Source organism: Pedobacter agri PB92, from assembly GCF_000258495.1.
GTDB classification, from domain to species: Bacteria; Bacteroidota; Bacteroidia; order Sphingobacteriales; family Sphingobacteriaceae; genus Pedobacter; species Pedobacter agri.
The window spans coordinates 1-9,709 of the sequence record NZ_AJLG01000183.1 but is presented as its reverse complement, the minus strand read 5'-3'; the positions used below and the strand labels follow the sequence as shown (position 1 = coordinate 9,709).

Sequence of the window (9,709 nt, the reverse complement as noted above, 5' to 3'; positions counted from 1 at the left end):
GGTGTTGCCATTTTAAATTTAGATGGAACAATCAAGAATGCCACCTGGATCAGCGGCCTGAATGCTCCAAAAGGAATGGCGGTGTATAACGGCAAACTGTATGTTGCCGATTTGGATGTGGTACATGCTATTGATCTAAAAACGGCAAAAATAGCAGAAACCGTGAAAGTGCCGGATGCTGTTTTCCTCAATGATATTGCCATTGATAAAAAAGGAATAATCTATGTTTCTGATACCCGGACAAATAAAATTCATCAGATTATAAATAGAAAAAGCAATGTTTACCTTGATCAGGTAACTGCAGCCAATGGACTGAAATTTATTAACAATGAACTTCATGTTTTATCAGGTTTTCAACTCCTGAAATTTGATAAAAATAAAAGCAAAACGATAATAGCAGAAGGATTGGAAAAATCGGGCGACGGTTTGGAACCACTTAGCAATGGCGACTTCCTTGTAACCTGTTGGGCCGGAATTGTTTATCATATTCAGAAAGATGGCACCAAACATAAACTTTTAGATGTTCAGGGCAAGATGAATACAGCAGATATTTGTTACGATCAACGAAGCAAGATGCTTTATGTACCAACATTTAATGCCAACTCGGTCATTGCTTATAAAGTTGAATTTTAACCAATCAGACTCCTACCTATGAAAAAAATATTTGCCTTAACCCTACTGCTTGTTACGCTTATTCAACTTCAATTGCACAAGATAGAAAACCTGCTACAAAAAGAACAGCCTCTAAAACTGATAGTGTATGGATGCTAACCTATTTCCGTCAGCGATATCCTACCAGGATAGAGATTAATGAAAAAGGCGAAACCGTAGAAGTTCCGTTACCAAACCCTATGTTAAGCGCAAATCTCCATATTGCGCTATCAAAGGATGGACGCCATTGGGAAGCCTTAAATAATAATAAACCAATTTGGGATCGTTTCATGCGTGATCAATATATTCACCGCGGAGCAGATGGAACCTGGCGATTGATTGCAACAGGAGGCGGTGGTGGGCCTGAAAACAGAAAAAACTTCGGGCCGAGCGTTACCTATGCCACCTCAAAAGATTTAATTAACTGGAAATTTGAAAAATATATCCACTTAATGAAAGATGTAAAAGACGAAGCAGGAAATTTTGTTGGAAACATCTGGGCGCCAGAATTTTATTACGATCAGAACACACAAGAATACACCATTTTCTGGTCATCGACATTTAAAGATGCAGGCTGGAAAGAAAGCAGATTATGGTATTGCAAAACTAAGGACTGGGAAACTTTCAGCCCTGCCAAATTAATGTTCGACCCGCCCTACTCGGTTATTGATGGAACAGTGATTACGCACCAGGGCACTTACTATCTTTTCCACAAAGAAGAAGAGTTTGGTGCAAAAACTGGTGAAAGACGAGGTATTCGGGTAGCAACTGCGAAAAATATCGAAGGACCTTACAAAATTTACGAAGGACCTTTGAATAAAGGACAAATCGCCCCGACCATTACCGAAGGACCGAGCGTGATGAAAGATCCTTTAAAGAAAGGCTGGCTATTGCTGTATGATTACCCGATGGTAGACCAATACGGCATTTCCTCATCAACGGATTTATTTAACTGGAAATTAGAAAAAAACACTTCTATGCCAGACGATGCCCGGCATGGAAGTGTTTCCAGATTATCTGCTGCCGAAGCCAAAGCATTGGCAAAAGCTTTTCCCAGCAAATAAATTAACTGAATTAACCAGCGTTATATTGCGCATCGGTTACAGGCTCCAGCCAGTTTACCATGCCATTTTCAGTGTTGATATTGATGGCAAAGTGGACCATTGGTGCGTCTGGTGATGCCCCATGCCAATGTTTTATTCCCGGCAGAATATTAATGGCTTCGCCTGCCGAAAATTTTTGTATCGACTTCCCTTCTTCCTGATACCAGCAGGTACCCTCTTTTATAATCAGGATCTGGTTGGATGGATGTGTGTGCCAATTGTTTCGGCAACCTTGCTCAAAAACCACCTCACTAATGTTGCAATTCGTAATTTCATCTGCTGCAACAAGTGTTTTCAAAAATGCTTTTCCAGTAAAATATGATGCTGGTGCTGATTTAAATTCTTTATTATCCATTATCTTTCTTGTTTAATCCAATTTTTCGGAGCCACGCGATCACTTTCATCTCCGCTTGTTTCCTTACACCATCTTTAATAGCCAGTAAAACACCTTCTTTTTCAATTCCACCTTTCATGCTAAAACCCTCCAACACTTTACTTTCAGCACAAAGTGATTTTAGGGTATCGAAAGTACTTCCAATGCCATAGCCTGCATTGGTATTAAAAGGGACTATGGTTTTCCCTTTAAAGTTATACTGGCGGAGAAAACTTTTAATTGGTGGTGGAAGCGCCATTCCCCAGGTTGGAAAACCTACAAAAACTGTATCGTACTGATCGATATTTTCAATTTTGGTTTTCAGTAGAGGAAGAAAGCCTGATTCATTTTCATTTGCAACCTGTGCAACGGTAGTTTTATAATCCGCCGGATAAGGTTTCTGCATTTCAATTGCTACTAAATCTCCTCCTACCTGGTGATGAATAATTTCCGCTATGGCTTTAGTATTATTCGTTCTTGACAAATAAACAATTAAAACTTTCTTACCCATTGGTGTTTTCTGAACAGATTTATTTTGTGCATTTGAGCAAGAATATAAAACGCAACATAGGAGTATTGTAGTTATGGTGTTTATTACATTCATCTAATTTCTATAACGTTTTTTTGCTGATTATTTCCCCACCCTGTTTTGCAAATGCTGAGGATATCTTTCGCCCACAATTTCGATTTCCGTTAGCGACTGCTTGATTTTAGCCAAATCATTTTCAGAAAGCTGCACAGTTGCGCCGCCGACATTTTCTTTCAATCGGTGTAGTTTAGTCGTTCCTGGAATGGGTGCTATAAATGATTTTTTAGCGAGTAACCAGGCCAATGCAATTTGTGCTGGCGTAGCCTCTTTTTCGTTAGCAAGTTTTTTTAATAAATTAACCAATGTTTGATTCGCTTTTCTATTTTCTTCTGAGAAACGAGGAACGATATTTCTGAAATCGTCTTTATCAAATTGTGTGGTTTCATTGATTGTGCCGGTTAAAAATCCTTTTCCCAATGGACTGAAAGGCACAAAACCGATTCCTAATTCTTCCAGGGTTGGAATAATGTCTTTTTCAGCATCACGAAAAAACATAGAATATTCACTTTGTAAAGCAGCAACTGGCTGCACGGCATGTGCTTTTCGAATGGTTTCTGCTCCAGCTTCTGAAAGGCCCCAATGTTTAATTTTTCCTTCGTTAATTAATTCCTGGATGGTTCCTGCAACCTCTTCAATCGGTATATTCGGATCAACCCTGTGTTGATAAAGTAAGTCGATATAATCGGTTTGCAAATGCTTTAATGAGTTTTCTACCACCTGACGAATCCTTTCCGGGCGACTATCCAAACCCTTGGTGGCGTCGCCATCCTGGAAACCAAATTTGGTGGCAATTACCACCTGATTTCTAAATGGCTGCACTGCTTTTCCTAAAACAATTTCATTACCACCCTGACTGTATGCTTCAGCAGTATCAAAAAATGTAATGCCTAAATCAAAGGCATTTCTGATTAAGCTTACGGCTTCTGTTTCATCTGTTGCTGGTCCGTAACCAAATGTTAAACCCATACAACCTAATCCCAATGCCGAAACCGCTAAGCCTTGGTTTCCTAATATTCTTTTTTCCATCTTTTTTATTTATTTAAACTGATTATCTTGTTCCTAGCCATTTCACAATTGCAGGATCGCGATGATCAAAAAATACGCTTTCTTTAGTATCTAATGCAATAATTGCATCCATATCTTCGGTAGCCAACTCAAAGTCGAAAACATCGATATTCTCCACAATCCGTTCTTTTTTTACTGATTTTGGAATAACCACTACCCCTCTTTGTACTAACCAGCGGAGAATAATTTGAGCAACACTTTTATTATATTTTGCACCAATGGAAGTTAGAAGTTCATTGCTGAACATATTATTTTTACCTTCCGCAAATGGCCCCCAGCTTTCAATCTGGACATTGTTTTCCTTCAGGAATTTTTGTGTTTCTGTTTGCTGGTTAAATGGATGTGTTTCTATTTGATTAATGGCGGGTATAATTTCGTTATGCACAATCAAATCCATGATTCTGTCTGGGTGAAAATTGCTCACACCAATGGCTTTTATTCTACCATCTTTGTATAACTCTTCCATGGCTCTCCAGCTTCCATACACATCGCCATAAGGCTGGTGAATTAAGTATAAATCGAGGTAATCAAGCTGTAGCTTGTTCAAGGAAACTTTAAAAGCTTTTTTAGCCCGGTCATAACCCGCACCCGAGATCCAAAGTTTGGTGGTGATAAATAATTCTTCCCGGGCAACACCACTTTTTTTAATGGCATTACCAACAGCTTCTTCATTGCCGTAAGCTGATGCCGTATCAATTAACCTGTAACCCGCCTCAATCGCGTCGACCACAGCTTTTTCGCATGCTGCAGCATCATTAATCTGGTAAACGCCAAATCCTAAAACTGGCATTTCAATTCCGTTATTCAGTGTGATATTTTTCATTTCTATCTTTTAAAAATTATATACTATTCTCAGATAAACCTAACATCCTCGATCTTATCCTTCAATATGCATCCTTATCTTATACTTGTGATGATGTACGATAATTGATAAACAAAGTTCGCGATGATTGGTGAGCAAATGATTATACCAATTACTGCATCTCATACCATTATTACTGATTTCGACCACATTGCATATTGAGCTGCTGTGGAATCGTTATTTTTGTTTGACAAAAGAGTTTATGATTATGGAAAGCATTGTACATATTGAAAGTGTAGATCAATACAATAAAATAAGGGGTATGGAGACCCAACATCCTTTAATTACGGTTATTGACTTAGCGAAGGCGAAAGCCATGCCGGCACAAACATTCAATTTTGGCTTATATGCAATCTACCTGAAAGCGCTCAATTTTGGAGAGCTTAAATACGGCCGCAATCATTACGATTACCAGGAAGGAACTTTAGTATTTGTTGGGCCCGGGCAAGTATTGGGTGTACAACCAAAGGTTAAAACTTTCGAGCCGAAAGGCTGGGCACTATTGTTCGATCCGGAATTGATTAAGGGAACTTCTCTGGGCAAGCATATCCATGACTATTCTTTTTTTTCTTACGATGTAAATGAAGCGCTGCATCTTTCAGAAAAAGAAAGGCAACTGGTGATCGATTGCTTTTTAAAAATTCAGTATGAGTTAAATCAATCTATTGATAAACACAGCAAAACATTAATTACAACCAATATCGAATTATTATTGAATTACTGTATACGGTTTTACGACAGGCAATTCATCACAAGGGAATCGGCAAACCAGGGCATATTAGAGCGTTTTGAAAACCTGATTGATTCATATCTTCTATCAGATAAACCGAAATTAATAGGCCTACCCAGTGTAGGCTATTGTGCTGAACAGCTCAACTTATCGGCAAATTATTTTGGCGATTTAATTAAAAAAGACACCGGCAAATCGGCACAGGAGTACATTCAGTTAAAGCTGATGGATATTGCTAAAGAAAAAATGTATGATACCCGAAAATCAGTAAGTGAGATCGCTTATGAATTAGGTTTTAAATATCCGCAGCACTTTTCAAGATCATTTAAACAGTATTTTGGCGTATCACGAAATGAGTACAGAAGCTTGAATTAGTTGTGCAATAATAAGGCCTCAGTATAACCTGAGGCTTTATTTCTATATTCTATTCGGTTGAAAAAACTTCACTGTTCCATCGCCCTCGCTGGCCACAACCAAAAGGCTTCTGCCATTCGGACTATCCTTAGGCTTAACAAACAACACACCTTCTGGCGCATCGCCGGTGGCAAATAATTGTACAAACTTTGCAGAAGACGGATTGGTCACATCATAAACAGCAATCATATCTACACGTTCCAAACCGATAAATGCCAAGGTTCTACCGTTCACTTCTGCAACGGTTACGCCTTCCACTTCCACACCCTTATTGTCCGATCGTTCATCATCATACTTACCAGCATCAATAACACGTTGTTCTAAATCTTTTCCGATATTGGCAACTAAAGCGCCTGTGCTGGCATTAAGAATACTCAAACTTCTTCCACCGGTTGCAAAAAGTTCATCGTAATCTCCATCACCATCTGTATCGCCGAAAGCCTTGCTAACGGTTAATCTACCCAGGTTTGCATCAAGTTGTAAGCTAGCAGTAGTTGGAAATTTAGCTGGGTCTAATTTTAAACTCTTTACACGTGCTTCTTCATCATAACCTTTCCAGGCCCTGGTATCGCCTTCATTTGCCAAAGCTAAATATGAAGTGCCGCCCGTGGTGAAATACGAGATCGCATCAGGAAGATAAAAGGCTTTAATTGGCCAGGTACTCAATGCAATTTTGTTATCCTTATCACTTACATCAAAAGCATTTTCAGCAAGGCTGATGTCTCTCGTTCCTAAAGGGTTAATTTTGGTGATGGTACCTGAAATAATATCAACTTCTGCCACACCATTGTTTTCCTGTAAAGTAACATAGGCTTTTTTCGAATCGCTGCTTACCGCGATGTATTCTGGTTCGATATCTTGTGCAAAGCTGGCTTTAGGCCCATAAATTCTGAAACCGCCTGCTACCAGGGCAGCTTTCTGAGATTCAAATCCTGAAAAATCCAAGGTTTTAACGCTGTAATTAGATTTTACATTGATGATCGAAACCGTACCAATCGGATCAATCGTATAATCATCATTTGGTTCGCCTTCGTTCGCCGAAAGAATGTAATTGCCATCCGGACTGAAAGTAACCATATCAGGCATGGCGCCGACTGTGATCTTTTTTACTTCAGAGAGATCTGAAGTTTTTAAAACCACCACATCACCGTTACCTTGTTTATCTGCGCCGTCTAAAGCGATTGCCAGAAGTCCGTTGTTTACCGCAACACTATTGATACCTGCATTTCCTGAATAGCTAAGGGTTTTTGCTTTTGTAATCGTTGGATAATTGGTCAAATCTAATACCTCTACCTTTGCGCCGCCTTCATTACTTACAACAAAAAGTTTCTTTGTACTAGGGTCATAGGCCGAAATTTCAGCTGAAGTTTCGCCACCCAAATCAATAGAAGCAGCTTCCTTGAAGCTGGCAATATCTTCTGCCACAATTGGCTCGGATTCGTCAATTGGTTCTGTAGTTTTTTTACAAGCGCTGATGGCCATTGCACCCATTAGCAAGGCAACAAAAAGTTTTTTACGGTTCATGGTTTACATTAATATCTGAATTGCAAAAGTAGAGCTGAACAACAATGAATTTAAGTTCCGTCTGGTTATCAAATCGTTAAAAAATTGTGAAGTATTACTAACGGGCGTTAGAAACTGTACTACTCACCATTATAAAAAACGATTCATCCTTAATTTTGTAATTGAAATAAAACAACAGAAGATGAAATTATCAAACAATAAAATTTTAATTACAGGTGGTGCCAGTGGCATAGGTTTAGGACTTACTGAACGATTTTTGAAAGAGGGAAATGAAGTGATTATTTGTGGCAGACGCGAAGAACTGTTAAATCAGATTGTTGAACAGTATCCTTCAGTAATTGCAAAAACTTGTGATTTATCGAAGGAAGAGGAACGCCTATCACTTTTTAATTGGGTTTCGCAAAATCACAGCGATTTAAATGTTTTGATCAACAATGCAGGCATTCAAAATTGGATGAGCATCACTGATGATGACTTTTATGATCGGGCAAGTGATGAAATGACTACAAACGTTTTGGCGCCAGTTCATTTAACAAAATTGTTTACGCAACTGAGTGCTCTCACAACCATCATTAATGTTACTTCAGGTTTAGCGTTTGTTCCACTATCAAAGGTACCGGTTTATTGTGCTACAAAAGCCTTTATGCGCTCCTTTACCCTATCATTAAGGCACAGTTTAAAATCATCAGCTATTGAAGTGATCGAAATGATTCCGCCTGCTTTGAATACTGATTTAGGTGCAGCTGGCCTGCATAACGATTTCCCGCCGGTAAGTGATTTCGTAACCTCCATCTTTGAACAATTGAAAGAAGGAAAAACCGAACTTACCTTTGGTACAAGTGCCGACCGGGCAAAGGCAAATAACGAGATCATTCAGGATTATTTCAATATGATGAACCCGTAATTTTCAGCATTCATTTCGATGACTATCTTTGGCTGAATTATTTTAATTAGAATTACCCATCCATGGAATACACGAGTAGTATCAAATCTTTCACACAGCTGAGCCCTGAAGAGCTTTACCAGATCATGAAACTTCGCATCGAGGTTTTTATCATTGAACAGGAGTGTTTTTATCAGGATGCCGATGATAAAGATCAGTACTGCCACCACCTGATGCTTTGGAATGAAGAAAATTTGGTGGCATACGCCAGGTTGGTTCCTGCCGGACTTTCCTTTACCGAAGTATCGATTGGCAGGGTAATTACCAATGCTGATGTTAGAGGAACGGGGACCGGGAAGATATTAATGAAATCAGCGATAGCAGAATGCAAAACGCTTTTCGGAGATGTTCCGATTCGTATTGGTGCACAAACTTATGCCAAAGCCTTTTATAGTGGGCTTGGTTTTGAAGATACCAAAATCGAATTTATGGAAGACGGGATACCGCATTTGGAAATGCTTTATAGATAGACTACCGAAAATTAGTGTATAAAAAAACCGCTTTAAATGTTCAAAGCGGTTTTTGTTGCTTAGTAGCGAATTAGTTAGGCATTAATACAGTATCAATTACATGGATTACACCGTTTTTTTGATTTACATCAGCAATCGTTACGGTGCTCATTCCGCCTTTTGCATCTTTTAATACCAATTTCTTGCCATCCATTGAAGCCCAAAGTTTACCACCCTCTACGGTTGTTAACTCTGCCTTTCCATTTCCCGCTTTAATTGCCGCAGCAATTGCCTTACTGTCCATATTGCCAGCCACTACATGGTAGGTTAATATTTTAGTTAAGGTTGCTTTATTTTCTGGTTTCACCAAGTTATCCACTGTACCTTGAGGTAATTTATCAAAAGCACTATTTGTTGGAGCGAATACGGTAAATGGTCCGGCTCCTTTAAGGGTTTCTACCAAACCTGCAGCTTTAACAGCGGCAACTAAAACAGTATGATCTTTAGAATTTACTGCGTTATCCACAATATCTTTTGATGGATACATCGCTGCTCCACCTACCATTTTGGTTTTTTCAGTTGATTGTGCCTGAACTGTTGTATTTGTTACAAAAGCAATAGCTACTATAGCTACCGCAGATAAGAAAATTTTTTTCATGGTTTTTGTTTTTGTTATGTCCTCATTTACGCATAAGTACCAAACACTGGTTTTCTTAAAACCAGAATTAAAAATAACATATTGATTATCAGATTTTTAAAATTAATTAGTAACAACAATATGCTATGATCCATGCAACGTTGAATCATTTCTGCATTTTAAAACATGGCAGAACATCAACTAAAATTTGATACTTTTTCTAAATTTGCCGAATCTTTGGGAATGCCCGGGATAACTCAATAAAAAAACAAATAATGGAAGAGAATGACTTTGTGTCGATTTGGCTGGAAGAAAGTGGAAATCCGGCAATCGAAGAATTAACAAACAAAAATCTTGAAGTAGCGCATC

Annotated in this window: 11 protein-coding genes; 5 read left to right on the top strand and 6 right to left on the bottom strand. The window is 38.7% G+C overall.

Annotation, left to right across the window (positions count from 1 at the left end; genetic code table 11):
- On the top strand, nucleotides 1-633 hold a 633-nt coding region (locus ON09_RS19980), incomplete at its 5' end, for an NHL repeat-containing protein (RefSeq protein WP_010602845.1).
- 131 nt (nucleotides 634-764) lie between these two features.
- Nucleotides 765-1,715: a glycoside hydrolase family 43 protein gene (locus ON09_RS19975; RefSeq protein WP_010602844.1), complete on the top strand. Its 951-nt coding sequence runs from the start codon at nucleotides 765-767 to the stop codon at nucleotides 1,713-1,715.
- A gap of 10 nt (nucleotides 1,716-1,725) precedes the next feature.
- Here ON09_RS19975 and ON09_RS19970 read toward each other — a convergent pair whose 3' ends face one another.
- Genes ON09_RS19970 through ON09_RS19955 form a run of 4 tightly spaced genes read right to left on the bottom strand, consistent with a single transcriptional unit; the run spans nucleotide 1,726 to nucleotide 4,604 of the window.
- Nucleotides 1,726-2,109 (bottom strand): cupin domain-containing protein, encoded by a 384-nt coding sequence (locus tag ON09_RS19970; protein ID WP_010602843.1) that lies wholly within the window; start codon nucleotides 2,107-2,109, stop codon nucleotides 1,726-1,728.
- The gene (locus ON09_RS19965; RefSeq protein WP_029204501.1) at nucleotides 2,102-2,731 is read right to left on the bottom strand and encodes a flavodoxin; all 630 of its coding nucleotides are present in this window, start codon (nucleotides 2,729-2,731) and stop codon (nucleotides 2,102-2,104) included. The genes ON09_RS19970 and ON09_RS19965 overlap by 8 nt, the downstream gene beginning before the upstream one ends.
- 27 nt (nucleotides 2,732-2,758) lie before the next feature.
- The gene (locus tag ON09_RS19960; protein WP_010602841.1) at nucleotides 2,759-3,742 is read right to left on the bottom strand and encodes an aldo/keto reductase; all 984 of its coding nucleotides are present in this window, start codon (nucleotides 3,740-3,742) and stop codon (nucleotides 2,759-2,761) included.
- A 22-nt stretch (nucleotides 3,743-3,764) separates the two neighbouring features.
- Complete coding sequence (locus ON09_RS19955; protein ID WP_010602840.1) at nucleotides 3,765-4,604, bottom strand: aldo/keto reductase; 840 nt, start codon at nucleotides 4,602-4,604, stop codon at nucleotides 3,765-3,767.
- A gap of 247 nt (nucleotides 4,605-4,851) precedes the next feature.
- Here ON09_RS19955 and ON09_RS19950 point away from each other — a divergent pair, with 247 nt between their 5' ends.
- Nucleotides 4,852-5,748: a helix-turn-helix domain-containing protein gene (locus ON09_RS19950; protein WP_029204500.1), complete on the top strand. Its 897-nt coding sequence runs from the start codon at nucleotides 4,852-4,854 to the stop codon at nucleotides 5,746-5,748.
- A gap of 42 nt (nucleotides 5,749-5,790) precedes the next feature.
- On the opposite strand, the gene ON09_RS19945 is transcribed toward ON09_RS19950, so the two are convergent.
- Nucleotides 5,791-7,311: a choice-of-anchor I family protein gene (locus ON09_RS19945; RefSeq protein WP_010602838.1), complete on the bottom strand. Its 1,521-nt coding sequence runs from the start codon at nucleotides 7,309-7,311 to the stop codon at nucleotides 5,791-5,793.
- Between the two features lie 181 nt (nucleotides 7,312-7,492).
- Between ON09_RS19945 and ON09_RS19940 the strand changes: the two genes are divergently transcribed.
- Nucleotides 7,493-8,215 (top strand): SDR family oxidoreductase, encoded by a 723-nt coding sequence (locus ON09_RS19940; RefSeq protein ID WP_010602837.1) that lies wholly within the window; start codon nucleotides 7,493-7,495, stop codon nucleotides 8,213-8,215.
- A gap of 62 nt (nucleotides 8,216-8,277) precedes the next feature.
- Nucleotides 8,278-8,724, top strand: a complete 447-nt coding sequence (locus tag ON09_RS19935) for a GNAT family N-acetyltransferase (protein WP_010602836.1) — start codon at nucleotides 8,278-8,280, stop codon at nucleotides 8,722-8,724.
- Between the two features lie 70 nt (nucleotides 8,725-8,794).
- Here the strand turns inward: ON09_RS19935 and ON09_RS19930 are convergent, their stop codons facing one another.
- Nucleotides 8,795-9,361: a fasciclin domain-containing protein gene (locus tag ON09_RS19930; RefSeq protein WP_010602835.1), complete on the bottom strand. Its 567-nt coding sequence runs from the start codon at nucleotides 9,359-9,361 to the stop codon at nucleotides 8,795-8,797.
- Nucleotides 9,362-9,709 lie beyond the last annotated feature (348 nt).

Bases quoted from the DNA above. Each gene is read 5' to 3' on its own strand.
- ON09_RS19975 (WP_010602844.1), top strand. From the start codon at position 765: ATGCTAACCTATTTCCGTCAGCGATATCCTACCAGGATAGAGATTAAT.
- ON09_RS19970 (WP_010602843.1), bottom strand. From the start codon at position 2,109: ATGGATAATAAAGAATTTAAATCAGCACCAGCATCATATTTTACTGGA.
- ON09_RS19965 (WP_029204501.1), bottom strand. From the start codon at position 2,731: ATGAATGTAATAAACACCATAACTACAATACTCCTATGTTGCGTTTTA.
- ON09_RS19960 (WP_010602841.1), bottom strand. From the start codon at position 3,742: ATGGAAAAAAGAATATTAGGAAACCAAGGCTTAGCGGTTTCGGCATTG.
- ON09_RS19955 (WP_010602840.1), bottom strand. From the start codon at position 4,604: ATGAAAAATATCACACTGAATAACGGAATTGAAATGCCAGTTTTAGGA.
- ON09_RS19950 (WP_029204500.1), top strand. From the start codon at position 4,852: ATGGAAAGCATTGTACATATTGAAAGTGTAGATCAATACAATAAAATA.
- ON09_RS19945 (WP_010602838.1), bottom strand. From the start codon at position 7,311: ATGAACCGTAAAAAACTTTTTGTTGCCTTGCTAATGGGTGCAATGGCC.
- ON09_RS19940 (WP_010602837.1), top strand. From the start codon at position 7,493: ATGAAATTATCAAACAATAAAATTTTAATTACAGGTGGTGCCAGTGGC.
- ON09_RS19935 (WP_010602836.1), top strand. From the start codon at position 8,278: ATGGAATACACGAGTAGTATCAAATCTTTCACACAGCTGAGCCCTGAA.
- ON09_RS19930 (WP_010602835.1), bottom strand. From the start codon at position 9,361: ATGAAAAAAATTTTCTTATCTGCGGTAGCTATAGTAGCTATTGCTTTT.